11 protein-coding genes are annotated in these 19,110 nt (G+C 44.4%); 1 reads left to right on the top strand and 10 read right to left on the bottom strand.

All coding sequences use genetic code 11. The annotated features are described in order from the left end of the window. A partial coding sequence (locus tag JOC28_RS08520) for a transposase (protein WP_205010270.1) occupies positions 1-489 on the top strand: 489 nt, incomplete at its 5' end. Between the two features lie 48 nt (positions 490-537). Here JOC28_RS08520 and addA read toward each other — a convergent pair. The 10 genes from addA to JOC28_RS08470 form a co-directional block, all read right to left on the bottom strand. Further along, positions 538-4,176 carry a helicase-exonuclease AddAB subunit AddA gene (gene addA, locus JOC28_RS08515; RefSeq protein WP_205010269.1) on the bottom strand — a complete coding sequence of 1,213 codons (3,639 nt, stop codon included), beginning with the start codon at positions 4,174-4,176 and terminating at the stop codon, positions 538-540. Further along, complete coding sequence (gene rexB, locus JOC28_RS08510; RefSeq protein ID WP_205010268.1) at positions 4,166-7,411, bottom strand: ATP-dependent nuclease subunit B; 3,246 nt, start codon at positions 7,409-7,411, stop codon at positions 4,166-4,168. Before rexB ends, addA begins: the two co-directional genes overlap by 11 nt. A 290-nt stretch (positions 7,412-7,701) precedes the next feature. Beyond that, positions 7,702-8,073, bottom strand: a complete 372-nt coding sequence (locus JOC28_RS08505; RefSeq protein ID WP_205010267.1) for an OsmC family protein — start codon at positions 8,071-8,073, stop codon at positions 7,702-7,704. Positions 8,074-8,146: 73 nt separating this feature from the next. Further along, positions 8,147-10,552 carry a phenylalanine--tRNA ligase subunit beta gene (gene pheT, locus JOC28_RS08500; RefSeq protein WP_205010266.1) on the bottom strand — a complete coding sequence of 802 codons (2,406 nt, stop codon included), beginning with the start codon at positions 10,550-10,552 and terminating at the stop codon, positions 8,147-8,149. Between the two features lie 348 nt (positions 10,553-10,900). Continuing rightward, positions 10,901-11,425 carry a GNAT family N-acetyltransferase gene (locus JOC28_RS08495; RefSeq protein ID WP_205010265.1) on the bottom strand — a complete coding sequence of 175 codons (525 nt, stop codon included), beginning with the start codon at positions 11,423-11,425 and terminating at the stop codon, positions 10,901-10,903. Between the two features lies 1 nt (position 11,426). Next, complete coding sequence (pheS, locus tag JOC28_RS08490; RefSeq protein ID WP_205010264.1) at positions 11,427-12,470, bottom strand: phenylalanine--tRNA ligase subunit alpha; 1,044 nt, start codon at positions 12,468-12,470, stop codon at positions 11,427-11,429. Between the two features lie 882 nt (positions 12,471-13,352). Beyond that, a complete protein-coding gene (asnS, locus tag JOC28_RS08485) occupies positions 13,353-14,699 on the bottom strand; it encodes an asparagine--tRNA ligase (RefSeq protein WP_205010263.1) in 1,347 nt (448 codons plus the stop codon). A 60-nt stretch (positions 14,700-14,759) separates the two neighbouring features. Then, positions 14,760-15,941: a pyridoxal phosphate-dependent aminotransferase gene (locus tag JOC28_RS08480; RefSeq protein WP_205010262.1), complete on the bottom strand. Its 1,182-nt coding sequence runs from the start codon at positions 15,939-15,941 to the stop codon at positions 14,760-14,762. Between the two features lie 42 nt (positions 15,942-15,983). Next, positions 15,984-16,448: a cell wall elongation regulator TseB-like domain-containing protein gene (locus JOC28_RS08475; RefSeq protein ID WP_205010261.1), complete on the bottom strand. Its 465-nt coding sequence runs from the start codon at positions 16,446-16,448 to the stop codon at positions 15,984-15,986. Between the two features lie 31 nt (positions 16,449-16,479). After that, complete coding sequence (locus tag JOC28_RS08470; RefSeq protein WP_205010271.1) at positions 16,480-18,939, bottom strand: bifunctional DnaQ family exonuclease/ATP-dependent helicase; 2,460 nt, start codon at positions 18,937-18,939, stop codon at positions 16,480-16,482. Positions 18,940-19,110 lie beyond the last annotated feature (171 nt).

The following is a 19,110-nucleotide window of genomic DNA, read 5'->3' as shown; positions in this document are numbered from 1 at the left end:
CGTAAATCTCATGAGTACAAGGCTCTCAAGCGTTACTGGAAGCTCATTCAACAAGACAGCAGAAAGCTTTCTAGCAAGCGATTCTACCGTCCTACCTTCCGTATGCACTTGACCAATCAGGAGATTGTGCAGCGCCTTTTAAGCTACTCTGATGAATTGAAAGGGCACTATGAACTTTACCAGATTCTTCTTTTTCATTTTCAAGAGAAAAATTCGCAAGCCTTTTTCGACCTCATCCAAGAGAACAAAAAGGCTGTGGATCCGCTATTTCAGACGGTTTTCAAAACCTTCATCAAAGACAAAAAGAAGATTATCAACGCTCTGGAACTGCCTTATTCAAACGCCAAACTTGAGGCAACAAATAACCTCATCAAGGTTATTAAGAGAAATGCTTTTGGATTTAGAAACTTTGAAAACTTCAAAAAGCGGATTCTTCTTGCTTTGAACGCAACAAAAGAGAGAACCAATCTGATTCTCTCTCGTGCTTAATTATTTAGTCAACCCACTACAGTTGACAATGAGCCGCTGTTTTCGGGTTTAAATTTTCAGAACTTTTAAATCTTTTCCACCTAATAATATCAGATGTTTCTCAACTTTCTCGATAGCGTAGGCTTGTCTGAGTGACTGGGCATAGAGACCCATTTGCCCTTGATAGCGCTGGGCGATTTCTTCTGGGTCGGTAAATTTATCCGTCTTGTAGTCAAAGAGGACAATCCTATCAGGGAATATCAGATAGCCATCGACAATCCCACGGACAACAAAATCTTCCTGACTGACTGGATCCTTAGCCAACATGGCAAAAGGTGCTTCTCGGTGGAGTTTGTCCAGATTTCCTGTAATGAGCTGACCCAAGTCCGTCTCAAAGAAGGCAGCAATCTTAGTCAGGTCAATCCTTGCCTTAACGGCTTCTTCTGCCTGAACTTGACTGAGGGCACTGCTAATATCCTCAAGGCTAACCTCCTCAGACAGGACCAAACGTTGCATGAGTTCGTGGGTTGCTGAACCGACTGCTGCTCCTGAAACCTTGGTCGATTTTGAAAAGTCTGGAAGTTTGAAGTCCACTTGCGTCTTTTTAACTTCAAGTTGGTCAACTTCCTGCTCCTTATCCATAAGGTCAATGCCTTCCATATCCATCAAAGGTTGATAGAAATGCTTGACCTGACTAGGTGTTCTAAGGCTTGGCAAATCAATGGCAGCTTGATAGGTCTGATTGAGTTTATCAACACTTTCAAGAACATCAAGACTGCGACGAATGGCCTCGCTCTGCCTATTGTGGCTGAGGTCATCTGCTTGAACACGTCCTTCTTCCTGCAGACTACCGATAGCCTCCTTGGTTAGCTCTGCCTTGTCAACAAAGGAAAGCTCAAAAGCTAAGTCCTTAGTGGCAATAGCAGCATCCAGAGCTAAAAGCCAGTCTTGGAAACTGAGCATCTGCTCACGACTGCTCGCTGGCAAAAAGCCATTTTCAGTCTCAGTGCCATACTTGTCCGTCAGCTTGTCCTTGCTGCCCTTACCAATCAGGTAGAGGCGTTTTTCAGCACGGGTCATGGCAACGTAGAGGAGACGCATCTGCTCAGATAGGGTCGCAAGATTGAGTTCACGCTTGTTGAGCTGATAAGGTAGGGTGTCTAGACTAACCTGAACACGTGGAAAATCTGTCTCAAACTGGTCCTTCATATCAGCCAGATACTTGATACCCAGACCTCGCTCACGACTGAGGATAATAGGCGAACGCAGGTCATCCATGCTGAATTTCTTGTCGATATTGAGGACAAAAACATACTTGAACTCAAGACCTTTGGACTTGTGAATGGTCATAAGCTGAACTGCATTTTTAGGAAGGGCTACTTCGACATCAGCGAGGTCATTTTGTGTTTCCAAGATTTTATCAATCATGCGGATAAATCGTGGTAGTCCCTTGAAGCCTGTCTTTTCATAGTTGTTGGCACGAAGAGCAAGAGCAAAGAGATTCGCCTGACGCTGCTGGGCATTTGGCAGGCTAGCCACATAATCATAGTAGAATCTGTCGTTATAAATCTTCCAGATCAAATCATAGAGGGAGTGACTCTTAGCATAGAGGCGCCAGCTGTCAAGCACCTGCAGAAAGTCTGCTACCTTATCACGTAAGTTCTCCGTCACTAGCTCTGGAGCTTTGCCATTTCCACGGGAAAGATAGCAGAGCTTGTCATAGAGTTCGGTCTGGTCAGCCTGGAGGGCAAGTCTGGTCAGGTCGTCCTCGTCAAACTGGAACATAGGCGAGCGTAGGAGCGCCACAAGGGCGTAGTCGTTGAGGGGATTGTTGATAGAACGCAGGGTGTCCAGCATAATCATAACCTCTAGCGACTTGAGGTAGTTCTGCTCACCACCGTCTGAAACCAGAGGGATACCGTAGCCAGAAAAGGCAGTCAAAAGGGCTTCATTGCGGCTTCGAGAGGAAACCAGAAGGGCAATGTCTGAGAAGGCAACACCCTCTTCCTTGTGAAGGCGGATAATCTCCTTGGCTAGGAGGTCGACCTCGCCTCGACTGAGGCTAGTCTCCTCCTCAGTCTCCATATCCAGCTCTTCGTCATCACTATTGTAAATCCAAACCTTGGTCTTGTTTTCAGGATGGGCTTCCTTCTGCTTTGGACTACCAGCCAGCAAGAAATGCGTCTTGTTGTAGAGAATATCTCCTACCTGCTCATCCATAAGATGGCTGAAAACGCCGTTGGTGGCATCGATAACCTCAGACTGGGAACGGAAATTCTCCTTGAGCAGAATCAGTTTTCCCTGACTTGGGTCTTCCTGATAGGTCTTGAACTTGCTATTGAAAATCTGCGGATCCGCCTGACGGAAACGATAGATGGACTGCTTGATATCTCCCACCATAAAGCGGTTGTGTCCATTGGACAAAAGCTCCAGCATGCGTTCCTGCATGTGGTTGTTATCCTGATACTCGTCCACCATGACTTCATGATATTTTTCTTGGAAATGTTGGGCGACCTGCGGATTTTCTTCCAAGATTCGGATTGCCAGATGGGCAATGTCCGAGAACTCAAAAGCATTTTCCTGAATCTTTGCCTGCAAATACTGGTCAGAAAAATCAGTCACAAAGTTTCTCATCACCTTCAACAAGGGCAAAGCCTGTCCTTGATAGGCAAAGATGGTCTCCAAGTGGCGGAGTCCCACCAACTGCTCCTGCAACTGCTTGAAGATTGGGTACTTGATTTTATTGACCGTGATGTCGCTCCCTGATGGAATGACGCTGGTCACATCCACAGCTAGACGACCCAGTCCTTCCTTACCGTAGACTTCCTTGAAGCCATCCGACCATTCCAAGAGAGACTGGATGATTTTCAAGTGCTTGGTGTAGGCTGCGGTGGGCTTGCCTGCTTTGGTTGTCTGAGAGTAGTCAGGGCTCTCTGTCAAATCGCGGAGCTGGTAGGCTGTATTTTCCAGACAGTCCAAGAAGGTCTCAACCATCTGGTCTGGTACTTGGGCAAAGCCAGTTAATTCTTCATGCCCTTTGAGAAAATTTTCTCTGATCCACTGGTCTGGATTGGCTGTGGATTGGGCAAAGGAGTGAACTTTGTAGACAAGTCCTCTAAAAGATTGGGAATCCTTGCGGTTACCTGCAAAATTTCGCACCAAGGCTGAGAAGTCCTTCTGGTCCTTACCAGACATGTAGTCTGCAAAGAGGTCTGCATAGACTTCATTTTTGAGAATATCCTGCTCAGACTTATCCTGCATGATACGAAAGAGTGGCGAAATCCCCAAAAGGTAACCGTACTGGTTGACCAATTTCTGAGTAAAGGCATCCATGGTTCCGATATCTGCAGTTGGCAGCAGAGCCATTTGTTCGGCTAAGAATGCCTGCTCCTCAGTCGTCTCCGCCTGAGATAAACGCTCAGCCAAGCCTTTTTCCAAACGCTCTCTTAACTCACCAGCTGCCTTTACCGTAAAGGTAGAGATAAAGAGGCGGTCAATGGCAATTCCACGCGCAATCTGATCCAGAATGCGGCGCACCATGACAAAGGTTTTCCCAGAACCAGCTGAGGCTGACACTAGAATATTCGTCCCACTACTGTAAATGGCTTCAATCTGCTCTGCTGTCAGCTTCTGCGTCTTATCGGATGCTGCCTCTGCAGCAATCAAGTCCTCAATCTGGCTCTGACTTAAAAAGGGCTTATTGGTCATCTTCTTCCTCCTCTTCTACTTTTTGGGGCTCTGCCATAAGGGCTAGAAAGGCTTCTCTCTTCCCTTTTTTAGGGAGAGTCAAGAGGCGTCTGGCATAGCCCATGTGTCTATCCGCCTCAAAGTGAGTGATTGCCTTAAGCTGCTCACCCTCCACCGATTCGCCGTCTTTGGTGTAGGGATTGATGAGAAAGCTGCCGCTCTTAATCTGCTCTGCTGCCTGCTTGAACAAGTGTCTGTTATGCGACAAAAGTTGGTCCAGCTCTGCTTTTTCATAGAGAGAGTCACGGATACTGTAAGCACCAGCTGCCAAATGCTCCTTCTCACTAGCCGCAAAGAGACCCTTATAGGTCAAATCGCTCTGCACCTTGGGCAGAACCTTGTCCAGACTGGCAAGCTTGTTGAGGTCAACCCTAGGCTCCTGCATGTGTAGATACATGGCACCGAAAAGCTGGTCCGTCGACAGGTCATACTTGTCTTCCAAGGCTTGAAGGTAGGTCACCAACTGCGGCTGCAAACCATTGTAGAAGGATTGGATGTCAAACGTATTCTTACCTGATTTATAGTCCACAACACCTAAACTGCCATCTGACAGTCGGTCCACTCGGTCAATGACACCACGCAGGGCAACCTGATCCAGTAAGAGTTCAAAATTCTCCTCTTGACCTTGCACCTGAATCGCTTGATTTTGTTTAAGAACAGTCGCAGTTGAACGGGCGATGTCATCTAAAATCTGACGAGACAGGCGACTCTCATCATCTTCCTCATAAAGCAGGGCAAAGCGGTCCTCCTGCTTGGTCTCCTCGATGGCTAATTCCAAGCGCTTATCAAAATCATCTGACTGCTGCTCTGCCATTGTCTTTTCAAAAATACGGTGCAGATAAGTGCCGTGGTGACGAGCATCAGGATGAATAGTTTCAAGCTCCTGCAAGCCCAGCACATACTGTAAGAAATAGAGATACTGGTTGTTGTAGAAGGTCTTGAGCCCAGAGGCAGAAAGTTTCAAGGGCTCCTCTTCTGGGAACTTGACTGCCATGACCTCTGGCGAAACCTTGACCGTCTTGACATCATCCAAAATCTGAGGAATCGATAAAGACTGCGTCTCCAAACGTTTTCTCAAATAACGCAGAGCGACTGACCAGAAGGTCTGCTCTTCCTTGGTCAGCTGGCGGTCAATATCTGCCTGATTGATAGCGATAATCTGCGACAAGACATCCTTGTAGTGACCGATATTGTCAGCATCAGCTTCCAAGGCTTGACGACCCTTATCAATCATAGGAATACCCAATTCAATCAATTCTTGCAAGTAAACCGACATCTGATCCTGACCTTCATTGATGAGTTGAGGAATGGAGAGAACCAGACCTTGACTGGCACTATTGAAGACTGACAGGGCTGTGAAGTGATTTTTCTTGCTATTTTCCTTAGACAGGATATCAAAGCTAGCATAGTCTGGACTGCTCTCATTGATTTTGCTGCGGGCTTGGTCACTGATTAAACTGCGATTCTCTGTAATCTTTGGAAAATAAGACTGGGTCATACCCATAGCAAAGACATATTTGGCAGAATGTGGCTCGACCAAGTCATAGGATTTGACATTGACCACATCCACTGTGGCTGGCACGGTGCGATAATTTGCCGCAAACATACCAGACTTGAGGAGGGCTAGAAAATCAGCTAGGCTGAGCTGGTCCTGACCAAAGATGGTCTGCATTTCTTCCAAGAGATGACCAAAGGCAGCCCAGACCTGCTCGTGTTGGTCAAGCTCTGCTTCTGTCGCATTTTGGCTGAGTTTCTTCATATTTTCAGCCAATCTAATATCAGCTAAGAAGCTCAGCAATTTTTCCAAGAGACCTGAAGCCTTCTGACTTCGAGCCTTTAGAAAGTTCTGGAGGGGATCCACCAAGTCATGGCGGAGCTGATTGAGGCGATCCAGCTGATACTTGCCGTTTTTGCTGGCGGTAAAGTCGGTCGTGAACTTCTTGAGCCCCTTGATATCAGCATAGGTCACATAGTGCTCAAAGCGGTCCAAATTGACCTGACTGACCGAACCATAGAGCCCAGTCTTAAAGAGATTGAGCAGGTCTTCGGCACGGTAATTGTAGCGTTTGACCCGCTCCAGGGCATCGATAAAGTTGACCAAGGGGTGGTTAGCCATAGACTCAGCCTTGCCGAAATAATAAGGAATGTCAAACTTCTGGAAGATTTTCCCCACCTGCAACTTGTAGGACTCCACATCACCCAGAAGAACCAGAATCTCCCTATAGCGCACGCCATCCGCCAAAAGCTGGCGAATCTGACGAGCCACGGCAGTCACTTCCTCCTTCTGATTGACCAGATCCCAGATCTGGATTTTTTCCTTGCTAGATGGGCTGAGCTGCTTATCCGATTGACTAAAATCATGACGAGCCTCCAAAAGCTCAGTCAGTTCGGAAAAAGCTGTGCTAGTAGAATCAGAAAGACTGACATAACTTGGCTTGGTCTGAAAGCGAGTCGCCAAATCTCTGAGGAAATCAAGCGAAGCCTGATAGACATTTCCATAGCTGAAATTGCTTGTATAGGCCTTCTGACTAACATAGGTACCAATAATGACCTCCTGACACTTGCCTGAAAGTAGGGTCAGGAGATAGTCCTCCTCAGCTGAAAAACGAGTGAAACCATCGATGACCAAAACTAGATTACTGAGCTCAGCATCCAGATTACCTGATTCAATCTCTTGGGCAAAGAAGCTGATTTTTGACTGGCTATCAAAGTCAGACTGGCGCAGATAATCTTCAACTGCTGTAAAAATCGTGATCAAATCAGCCTCTTTTTCAGGCTCATCCATAGCTGCTATGTCAAGCACCGTCATCTTAGCAGTCTTGAGTTCCTTGTAGAGATCAACCAGCTGCTTGATGAAGGCATTGTCTTGACGCAGACGCCCATAGAGTTTAAGGTCACTGTCAGACAGACTGTTCAAGACCTTATAAAAAATCATGGACAGACCTGTATCATCAAGACTGTTCTTTGGAATTTCCTTATCCAAGACAAAATAACGCGCCATCTGAGCAAAGCGCGTGATTGTAATCTCAAAAGAAGCCTGTCTATCAAGGTTTTCCAAAACCTTTCTTTCCTTCTCAAAGGACAGTGAGTTGGGAGCAATGTAAAAAATACGCTTGCCCTGCTCTGCCATTTTTTCAGCCTCCTTGGCTAAAATGACCGTCATATCCTGAGAAAGATCCGTATAGAGTAATTTCATGGCTACCCTCCGTGGAAGCTTATTTTCGTAGAAGTTTTAGTGGATTGAATAAAGGTTAGGACGGAGCTCAAGTCGCTTTGATGAACACCAGTTCTATCTTCAGCTCCTTGCCTAGTCCTATTGAATGATACAAAGCCCGCCAAAAACGATTGAATTTTAGGAAATCAGCGCAGTGTGCTTGCATATAAGATAGTATATCTTCTTCCGAGTTTTTAGGGCGTGTTCTAATTCCTTTCTCAATCCACTATATACCTGTCTATTATAGCATAAAAGACCTGTTTTTCTGCTCCCTACACCATCTCCTCGATATGATAGGTAAAGGTCAAATCCTCTCTCAGAAGAGCCTTAACACGGCAGAATTTGTTGGCATAATCTAGGATGACTGCGCATTTTTCCTCAGTGAGTTGATCGGCAATCTTAATCAGAATATCAAAATGACCCTCGTCATAGCTGATTTCCAACTCTGTCTGCACCGCTTCATTGCCCTCATAACGCTTGTAATAGCCCTGTACACACATGGTTACACAAGATCCCAAGGCAATTACCAAGAGACTCATAGGCGTCTCACCATCTTGAACAACACCAAATGTCTCGACTGGCTGACCATAACCATCTGACAGGGCATGATAGAGCCTGTCTCCCTTGATTCGTGATTGATACATAATGAACCTCCTTTGTGCTAATTATAGCCTAAAAAAACTCTAAACAAAATTGAATTGTCTAGAGTTTGTCATTCTATCTCACTTCTGCTCCAACTTGTTCTGTTAGGGCTTTGGTGATTTTTTCCATGTATTTGGCAACTTCTTCATCAGTCAAGTTGTCGGCTTGATTTTGGAAAGTCAGGCTGTAAGCCATTGATTTCTTACCAGCTTCGATGTTAGCTCCTGCGTAAACGTCGAAGAGTTTGATAGCTGTCAAGCGTTTCACACCCGCAGACTCGATAGCATCCACGATTGCTTGGTGGCTTGTTTCCTTGTCCAATAGCAGAGCGATGTCACGAGAAACAGCTGGGAACTTAGTGATTTCCACGAAGGCTGCTGCTGGTTGAAGCGCTGCTTCGATGGCAGTCAGGTTGAGCTCAGCAACGTAAGTTTCTGGAACTGAGTAATTCTTAGCTGTTTGTGGGTGAATTTGTCCAACAAAACCGATATCTTGGCCATCAAGAAGAATGCTTGCTGTACGGCCTGGGTGCATGCTAGCAATACCTTTTTCAGCAACAAAGTCAACATCAAGACGGAGTTTGGCAAAGATGAGCTCCAAGATACCCTTAGCATAGAAGAAATCAACTGGAGTTGCTTGTGTTTGGAAGTCTTTTTCAGCAACCAAACCTGAGATTGCAAAGGCAAAGGTATCGATTTCAGTTGGAAGCTCTTCTTTTGGATTACCCTTTTGTTCAAAGACTTTACCGATTTCATAGATGGCAACATTGCTTTGTTTACGAGCCACATTGTAGGCAACTGTATCAAGCATACCTGAAACCACATTCTGACGAAGGGCAGAGCGTTCAACTGACATTGGCCACATGAGCTCAGTGATATTGCTTGGTGCAAGGTTGAACTCAATCGCTTTTTCAGGCGTTGTCAAAGCGTATGAGATGATTTCAGTCAAGCCAGCTCCCTCAGCAATGCTGCGCACTTTACGACGAAGGGCTTGGGTTGCAGTCAATTCACCTGCTGTTCCAGCTGCTTCTGGAAGAGTTGTTGGAAGCTTATCATAACCGTAGATACGAGCAATTTCTTCCACCAAGTCAGCCTGAATAGCAATATCCCAACGACGACGTGGTACTGAAACAGTGAATTTTTCCTCATTGCCAGCAAGACCGAAACCAAGTTTGGCAAAGACATCTTCGATATCAGCAAATGTCAATTCAGTTCCCAAACGAACGTTGACATAGTCAAGACTTGTTGAGACCTCAACTGGTTCAGTAGGAACGTGACCAGCTTGAACACGACCAGAGAGAACCTCTCCACCAGCCAATTCTTGCAACATAGCAGCTGCAAAGTCGAGGGCTTCTGTTACTGTGGCATAGTTGATACCTTTTTCAAAACGTGATGAACTTTCTGAACGAAGGTTGAGACGACCGCTTGTTTTACGGATTGATTTTCCTTCAAATACCGCAGCTTCAAGAACAACATTCTTAGATGAAGCATCAATTTCAGTCGATTGACCACCCATAACACCTGCAAGGGCAACTGGTTTGTCAGCAACTGTAATGACGATATCTTCTGCAGTCAAGTCGCGTTCTTCACCGTCAAGTGTTACCAATTTTTCACCGTCACGCGCATCACGAGCCACGATTTTATTCCCTTCAAACTTATCAAAGTCAAAGGCATGCATTGGTTGTCCGAAATAGAGAAGAACATAGTTGGTCACGTCAACAACGTTGTTGATTGGACGGATACCAGCATTCATGAGTTTGTTTTGCAACCACTGTGGACTTGGTGCGATGGTCACATTTTCCACGATACGGCTAGCATAAGTGTAAACCTTGTCGCTTTCGATTGCCACTTCCAAGACATCGCTTGCAGCTTTGCCATTTTCAGTAAGAGATTTCTCAGGGAAGTTGACTGACTTGCCGTAGATGGCAGCCACTTCGTGGGCTACACCACGCATTGAAAGAGCATCCGCACGGTTTGGTGTGATTGAAAGCTCGATGATTTCGTCATCAAGGTCAAGGTATTTGAAAATCTCATCTCCAGGGACAGCATCTTCTGGCAAGATTTGGATACCATCTGAAAATTCTTTTGGAATGATTGACTCAGGAAGGCCAAGCTCTTGGAGTGAGCAGATCATACCGAGTGATTCCATACCACGAATTTTACCTTTTTTGATTTTGTAGTTGTCAGCGATACGAGCACCTGGTACCGCAACGATAACTTTGATACCAGCTGTCACATTTGGCGCACCGCAGACGATTTGACGAAGCTCATCATCACCAGTGTCTACTTGGCAAAGGTGCAAGTGTGTTTCTGGCACATCTTCACAAGAAACCACATGTCCGACTACTAATTTTGACAGACCTTCAGCTGGGACTTCAACACCCTCAACCTCAATACCTGTCGTTGACATTTTTTCAGCCAAATCAGCTGATGGCACATCAATATCCACCAACTCTTTTAGCCATTTGTATGAAACTAACATAATTCATGCTGCCTTGTCCCAAGTTTTTTGGACAAGGCATTTCCTTTCATCTTATCTATTTTTATCTAACTGCGTTTATTTGGGATTTCTCTATTTCTTTTTTTGTCCCAGCCTTCCTTATGTGGTTGGCACGCCAGCAAACCTCCGGTTTCATGACTAAATTTAAAGCCTAAAGTCTTTAAATTTGCCCTGTAATAACAGCTATGCTGTTATTACTATTACCACTGCGGAGGCTGGAGGGGCAGCTGTCGCTCCCAAATTAAAAGCAACATCCCTTGAACAAAAAAGGTTTTTACAAACTTTTTGAGATATCATAAAATCCTAGGTCAAAATAGTAAAATCCACACTTTATCCTAGCGATTTTTTGAGGAGCCAATCAAGATCGACTTTATCTTCTGAGACTGGGAAGGCGTGTTCAGCGAATTTTTCAAAGCCGTACTTGGCATAAAAATTCTGTGCCTTGAAATTTCGCTCCCAGACACCTAGCCATGCCCATTTAAAGCCTTTTTCTTGAGCTAATTGCAGAGCGTATTCAAAAAGTTTCTTTCCTAGACCAAGTCCTTGATAGGCCTGGAGGACATAGATTCTTTGAATTTCAAAACTGTCTTCCAACTCCTGCTCAGTCTGAGCCTGTCCCCAGTTGACCTTGAGAAAGCCTGCCACTTTTCCATCGACACGGACAAAGAATTGAAGCGATTCTGGATCTTCCAATTCAGCAGACATTGTTTCAAGGCTATAAGCTGATGCGTAATAATCTTGGAGCTGCTCTGCCGTATTGTCATGGGCAAAGGTTTCAGTAAAAGTCTCGATAGCCAAGTCTCTCAAAAGAGAAACATCTTGCGCAGTGATTTTTTCGAGTGTAATATCAGCCATCTTACTTGAATTGTTGGCTGAAGCGCACATCACCTTGGTAGAAACCGCGGATGTCGTTGATTCCGTAGCGCAGCATAGCGATACGTTCTTGACCAAGACCAAAGGCAAAGCCTGAGAACTCTTCTGAGTCTACGCCAGACATTTCCAAAACTTGTGGGTGAACCATACCGGCACCGAGGATTTCAATCCAACCTGTTTTCTTGCAGACGTTACAGCCAGCACCGCCACATTTGAAACATGAAACGTCAACTTCTACTGATGGCTCAGTGAATGGGAAATATGATGGACGAAGACGGATTTTACGGTCTTCACCAAACATTTTCTTGATAATCATTTCAAGCGTTCCTTTGAGGTCACCCATTGAGATGTTCTTACCGACAACAAGACCTTCGATTTGGTGGAATTGGTGTGAGTGAGTGGCATCATCCGTATCACGACGGAAAACACGTCCTGGTGAGATCATCTTAAGTGGACCCTTGCTGAAGTCGTGTTGGTCAAGTGTACGTGCTTGAACTGGACTTGTGTGGGTACGAAGCAAGATTTCTTCTGTGATATAGAAAGTATCCTGCATATCACGGGCTGGGTGATCCTTAGGAAGGTTCATACGCTCAAAGTTATAGTAGTCTTTTTCAACTTCAAAACCATCAATGACTTGGAAGCCCATTCCTAAGAAGATGTCTTCGATTTCTTCTGATGTTTGAGTCAAAACATGACGGTAACCAGTAGCTACCTTGCGACCTGGAAGCGTCACATCCAAGCTTTCTGCTTCAAGCTGGGCTTGGATTTTTGCTTCTTCGACCAATTTGGCTGTTTCTTCAAAAGCTTGTGTCAAAACGTCACGAACTTCGTTGACCATCTTACCAACTTTTGGACGTTCTTCATTTGACAAATCTTTCAAACCTTTCAAAAGGTCTGTCAATGATCCTTTTTTACCAAGAACTGAGACACGCAAGTCTTGTAATTCCTTAGCGTGGTCCCCCTTCATTTCTTTCAACTTAGCCTGAGTTGATACTTTCAACTCTTCTAATTGTGCCTGTAAATCCATAAATTAAGATACAAAGCCCTAGCGACAGGTTGACCTGCCAGAGCATGTTTAGTTAAGTGACTTAACCAAACACTCCTTTCCATTTTAATAACATTTCATAGTGGATTGAGAAAGGAATAGGACTAGGCAAGGAGCTGCAGATAGAACTGGCGTTCATCAAAGCGACTTAACGACGTCCTAACCTTTATTCAATTCACTATAGATTTCTGAATAGCTGAGGATTGGCTCATCACAGCACTTTCAAGTCTTAATACAAGAAAAAACGCATGCCAAACTCCTACATCGGAGCGTTGACACGCGGTACCATCCGTTTTCATTTGCCCATACAAGGGCAAACCTTAATTCCCTAGCCTCTATAAGAGTGAATTCGCCAATCTTTCCTTGAGGGGACTTCCAGTCACGGTCCCCACTCCCTGTCAATTTCCAAAAGGTTACTAGTCTCTCAGGCACTATTCAATTACTGACTATTTTACCAAAAAATAGCAGAGCTTTCAACGAAAATAAAAGAAAAACTGCCCGAAGGCAGTTTCTGATTGAAGACAAAGTCTATTTTCGATACTTTCCTTAAGTGATGTCGGACGTCAGCGAATCCCTATGGAATTCCATGACTAATATTTGAGCCAAGTGTCTCAAATATTCCGAGTGTAAGAAATGCTTAAAAATAGGCATTTCTTGCACTTTCATCACGGTGGAAGTATCAGGTAAATGCCTAAGACAGTCTCCCAGACTGTCTTGATGAAAGCTATGCTTTCTCTATTCCCAACCTAAAACAGTCTCCCAGACTGTTTTAGCACTCCCGCTCGCATAAATCGGAAAATTTATTTCAAGTAAGCAGAGCTTTGTTAACAAGTTTCGTTGTAAATTGGGTTTATCTAAACTTTATTAAGGTTTGATACGGTGAAGCATGCGTGGGAATGGGATTGCTTCGCGGATGTGTTTTGTACCGGCAACGAAGGTTACCATACGTTCCAAACCAAGTCCGAAACCACAGTGTGGTACTGATCCGTATTTACGGAGGTCAAGGTAGAAATCGTAATCTGCTGGGTTAAGACCTTCTTGGTCGATACGAGCCATCAATTTATCATAGTCAGTTTCACGCTCTGAACCACCGATGATTTCACCGTAACCTTCTGGAGCCAAGAGGTCGGCACAGAGAACACGCTCTGGGTTACCTGGAACTGGCTTCATGTAGAAGGCTTTAAAGCTTGCTGGGTAGTTAACAACGAATGTTGGCACACCAAAGTAGTTTGAAATCCAAGTTTCGTGTGGTGAACCAAAGTCATCACCGTGTTCCAAATGCTCGTATTCAGCATCTTCATCATTTTCATGCTCTTGAAGAAGTGTGATAGCATCATCGTAAGAAACACGTTTAAATGGCTCAGCAATGTAACGTTTAAGGGCATCAACATCACGCTCAAGCGTTTCAAGCGCTTGTGGTGCACGGTCAAGGACACCTTGGATAAGTGCTTTAACATAAGCCTCTTGAAGGTCAAGTGACTCATCGTGGCTAAGGAATGGGTACTCAGCATCCATCATCCAAAACTCAGTCAAGTGACGGCGTGTTTTTGATTTTTCAGCACGGAATACTGGACCAAAGTCATAAACACGACCAAGTGCCATAGCACCAGCTTCAAGGTAGAGCTGACCTGATTGACTAAGGAAGGCTGGGTTACCGAAGTAGTCTGTTTCAAAGAGTTCTGTTGAATCCTCAGCAGCGTTACTTGACAAGATTGGGCTATCGAATTTGATAAAGCCATTTTTGTCGAAAAATTCAGCTGATGCCATCAAGATAGCATTACGGATTTGCATGATAGCAACCTGACGACGTGAACGCAACCAGAGGTGACGATTGTCCATCAAAAAATCTGTACCGTGTTCTTTTGGTGTGATTGGGTAATCTTTTGATTCACCGATAATCTCGATGTCTGTGATATCAAGTTCATAACCAAATTTTGAACGATCATCAGCCTTAACGATACCTGTGACATAAACAGATGTTTCTTGGCTAAGGCGTTTGATGGTATCGAATTTTTCAAGACCTACTTCTTCACCGTATTTTTCGATGAAGTTTGGTTTGAAGGCAACACCTTGGAAAAAGGCAGAGCCATCACGTAGTTGAACAAAGGCAATCTTACCTTTACCTGACTTATTGGCAACCCAAGCACCAATAGTGACTTCTTGGTCAACATATTGACTTACTTGGCTAATGGTTACTAGTTTTCTAGACATAATTTCTCTTTTCTTACTTTATTTATTTTATCTGAACAGGTCTCTTCAAACCTGCACAGCTTATTTTTCCATAAAGACATGAAGTCTGCGGACAGCTTCCTTGAGGGTATCCAAATCGGTAGCATAACTTAGGCGGACATTTTCTGGAGCTCCAAAGCCTGCACCTGTTACAAGGGCAACTCCCACTTCTTCCAAGATAGCTGTGGTAAAGGCAGTCACATCTGTGTAGCCTTTCATTTCCATAGCCTTAGTGACGTTCGGGAAGAGGTAAAAGGCACCTTGTGGTTTAACCACTTCAAAACCAGGCACTTCATTAAGGAGTGGGTAGATGGTGTTGAGGCGTTCTTCAAAGGCTTGACGCATGGTTTCAACTGTATCTTGAGGACCAGTGAAGGCTTCGATAGCTGCATACTGGGCAACTGTTGTTAGATTTGAAGTCGTTTGACCGATGATTTTGCTCATGGCACCAATAATTTCTGGATTACCAACCGCAAATCCAACACGCCAACCAGTCATGGCATATGCTTTAGCAACACCATTGACAACAATAGTTTGCTTGCGGATGCTTTCTGAGAGGCTTGAAATCGGCGTGAATTTTGCTCCATTATAGACCAGACGACCATAGATATCGTCTGCCAAGATTAGGATATCGTGCTCAACTGCCCAATTTCCAATAGCTTCAAGCTCCTCAGCTTCATAGATCATACCAGTTGGGTTTGATGGTGAGTTGAGCAAGACAACCTTGGTCTTATCTGTACGAGCTTCTTCCAATTGCTGCGCTGTCACTTTGAAGTGGTTCTCTTCAGTAGCCTTAACAAAGACTGGAACACCCTCATTCATCTTGATTTGGTCAGCATAAGACACCCAATAAGGTGTTGGAATGATGACCTCATCTCCTGGATTGATAACAGAAGCAAAGAAGGCATAAAGGATGAACTTAGCACCTGTTGCAGCAACAACTTGGTTAGGAGCAACTGAGTAGCCGTAAAAATTCTCCATGTAAGTATTGATAGCAGCCTTCAACTCAGGAAGTCCTGAGGCTACAGTATAAAAGCTGGCGCTACCATTTGTGATAGCTTCAATAGCCTTATCCTGAATATTTTTTGGTGTTACGAAGTCTGGCTCACCGAGAGTCAAACTAAGAATATCACGACCTTCTGCCTTGAGAGCTTTGGCACGTGCACCTGCTGCTAATGTTACTGATTCTTCCATTTCTAGAACACGATTAGATAATACTGTCATAAATCCTCCTCATCGCTGTCATCAATTCTGGACTATTTTGCTTTAGCTGATCAAGTCACCCGTTTGGAAATTGATTGTGTAATATGTGGTACCAGATTTAACTTCCCAGACAGGAGTTGAATCCTTGATTCCAAATGTTACCTTATCAACTGACTTGGCTCCGCTATTTTTTGCCACTTCCTCTGCTTTTTGACTGCTGATACCATCGCTGAGCTTATAGACATAGACTTGGGAATTGTCAGCACCAACTGCTACAACCATCTCATTTCCATCCTTGTCTGTTCCAAAGAGAGAATAGTAGGTCATATCGCCAGTGTAGATCTGAAAATCACCAAATTTATCCATATCCGAATAATTTTTCGCCACCTGAATTGCTTCTTGACGAGCTTGGATACGTGGTAGGCTGGCCACATAGGTTATGGTCAATGTAGAAATCAAGAGAACCAAGAGGATCAAACCTGTTCCAATTAAGACTTGCATTTTTGTACTGAGGTTAAATCGTTTCATGATACCGTCCTTCTACACATTGATTATTCTATTATATCAGAAAATGACTCACTTCTGACATGATTTCTTCAATTTTTTGAATAGAGATGTTCTGGTCTTGACTGAGTGCCTCTTGAATCACATCTGCATAGGACCTGACTGCTGCTCTGCTATCTAACAGAATAATAGCTGACTCTTGATTATCACGTCTTCGGCTGCGTCCCATTGCCTGCTTGAGGCGTAAAATCATCACTGGAAGACTATAATCATAGAAGGGATTTTTAGACTGATTTTCAAGATAGTAGTTGACCTTTTGGACAAAGGCATCGCTAGGATTATCAAAAGGAAGTCGGCAAATCACCAAAATCATCTGGTCATGGTCAATAAAGTCAACACCCTCCCAGAAGGAGCCAGTTCCTAAAAGGAGCTTACTCTCACCTCTATCAAAACGTTTCTTGATATTGCTAGCCTTACCATTTTTATCCTGAGTGAGGTGTCGAACCTCCAATTGATCCAGCTGGTCTGAAACAGACAGCATGGATTGTTTCGATGTAAATAAGGCTAGGATAGGCTTGTCTAAGCAGCTGAGCAGGGTCAAGCGTTGGACTAAGGCATCCTCGTAAGCCTGCTTTTGGTCACCGTCTGGTAGAGGCATGGAAGCATCAATCCAAATTTTCTGCTGCCCCATCGTCTGTGAAGCAATTTCAGTCATGGCATAGTCTTCATAACCCAACAAGGTCGGCAAATCTACTTGAGGACTGATAGCCAGGGTTGCTGATACAAAGAGACTACGACAGGTCTCAGGAATCAGTCTCGACAGACGCATCAGGTCTGGCTGTGCAGTCTGCAAAATCGTCTGACGCTTATCCGTTTCTAGGCTAGATTCTAGCCAAAACTGTTCAAAGCGTGGCTGACAGACCTTGATCAAATCTTCATAGAAGAAACCAAGCTGGCGCAAATCCAAAACATCCTTAGCCAAGTCCGTCATAAACTGCCTTGGCACCTCCGTTCTCCCTTGCTGGTAGAAGTTTTGATTCAAATGGCTGAGCTGGAAGCTGATATTTTCAAGCAGTCTTCTACTAAGTAGATCTCTAGTTGCCTTCTTCTGCTCCTCCAACCAAAGAGAGGCTGCGGTCAGATTCAAACTTGCTCTTGAAAAATGTTCCAAGGTCGGAAAAATCTTCTGAGCCTCGTCCACAACCAGAACCTTATTTTCTAAAAAGGCTCTATCATCTTCAACTCGTGTTAAAAGATAAGCATGGTTTGTAATAATCAAGCGACTGGTCAAACTCTTCTGATAAGAAATATTCCAGAAATCATGACTAGCAAATAGTGATTTGTCATCAAGTTCGCCGTCATGTCTAATGGTATCGAAGAAAGACTCAAAGCGCTGTTGCTGCTTGATTTCATCCAAATCACCCGTCTCTGTCTCTAAGAGCCAGACCAGGACTTGCATTTTATAGCGATTGATTAGACGATTTTGGTCAGTCTGCTCCAAAAGTTTTTGAAAGGATTCAAGCTTGATATAGTTGCCTGGTCCTTTGAGACTATGGCTGGAAATCTGAAAGAGCTCTGCTATTGCCCTCGCCTCCTTAGCCATAATCTGGTCCTGCAGGAGTTTGGTAGGAACGGCTACGACTAGGCGCTCAACATCAGGCTGCGCTAGGAGTGACAAGAGATAACCGTAGGTCTTGCCTAGCCCCGCCTGCGCCTGGATGAAGTGAGGTTTTTGTCCAACTTCTGCCGCTACCGCTTGGGCAAAGGCTGCCTGCTGCGGTCTGGCTTCCATATCGAGAAGAGCTAGATTGGTCTCAAAATCTTGCGAGAGCTTTTTCTCAGGTGCTTTTTTTGCTTTTGGTCTGACCAAAATGTCTCCCAGAACCACAAATTGATTAGAATCCTTGGCCTCTTCCAGTGCCTGGTCGATAACCATACGGGTCTCAAAGAGCAAACTGTCCGCAAATCGCGATAAGACGCTGAGGGTTTGTCTAGGTAGTTGCTTGATTTTTTCTTTTAATTTTAGAAATAGCTGCGCTGTGGCATAGGCATCACTGATGGCTGTGTGGGCGTCATGCAGCTCCAACTGAAGATGCTCTGCCAATTGTCCTAAACTATATTTTTCAAAACCTGGATAGAAAATCTGACTCAACTCAACGGTATCAACTCGAGGTGTGCGCAGTTCAAATCCTTCCATAAAAAGTTCTTCAGCTAAGAGATTCGCATCAAATTTGACATTATGGGCTACAAAGATACAGTCTTCGATGAGCTCATAAATGGTTCTAGCAACCTGTGAAAACTCAGGTGCCTGCGCCAGCTGTTGGTCCGTAATACCAGTCAGTTCAATGATATGCTCAGTCAGCGGCTGATGGGGGTTAATATCAGTCTCGTAAGTGTCGACAATCTGATCATTCTCAATGATCACGATACCCACTTGTATAATTCTTGCTGTCGCGGAAGCCCCCGTTGCTTCCAAATCTACTACAGCATATTTTCTAGAAACCTTGTCCGTCATAATAGTCCAATTATACCATGTTAGTTCCAATCGCTACAAGTAAAAAGAAGAAGCTGGGATAAACCCAACTTCTTCTTTCGGCTCTATAATTTCTGTAGTGGGTAAATCCACCAAGGAGATTGTAGGGCTTTTTGAATGTAGAAAAAAAGTCCCACATGACTTATAATGAAA

This window comes from Streptococcus loxodontisalivarius (assembly GCF_016908645.1).
In the GTDB taxonomy this organism is placed as follows: domain Bacteria; phylum Bacillota; class Bacilli; order Lactobacillales; family Streptococcaceae; genus Streptococcus; species Streptococcus loxodontisalivarius.
Note: the sequence above shows the minus strand (reverse complement) of the source record. Positions and strands in the feature narration are given on the sequence as shown.